At 39.7% G+C, this 287-nt stretch carries 1 pseudogene; it reads right to left on the bottom strand.

The features are described 5' to 3' along the window. A pseudogene (locus AAEY83_RS14040) lies at nt 1-279 on the bottom strand (isocitrate lyase); the annotation flags it as partial. Nucleotides 280-287 lie beyond the last annotated feature (8 nt).

The following is a 287-nucleotide window of genomic DNA, read 5'->3' as shown; positions in this document are numbered from 1 at the left end:
CGTGGTACCAAAGTATTTTTTCTTAGCATACATGGTTTGCTGGGCAACAAAACCATGCCAAGCACCTAAAGACTGCGTGTACTGAGAAGTATCATTGTCATACTCTTCCATATCTTGACGCATGATTTTTGCAGTATACTTTGCAATATCCAAACCTGTTTTGAAGCGGTTTTGTGCCATCATACGTGCTGCATCGGTTTCGCTGATATTTTGCCAGTTACCGTGCTTTTGCTTTAATTCACGTACTAAATCGATCGCTGATTTATAAACAGTTGACATCTATAGTC

The organism is Psychrobacter sp. TB20-MNA-CIBAN-0197, from assembly GCF_040309765.1.
In the GTDB taxonomy this organism is placed as follows: domain Bacteria; phylum Pseudomonadota; class Gammaproteobacteria; order Pseudomonadales; family Moraxellaceae; genus Psychrobacter; species Psychrobacter submarinus.
This window is presented reverse-complemented; position numbering and strand designations above follow the sequence as displayed.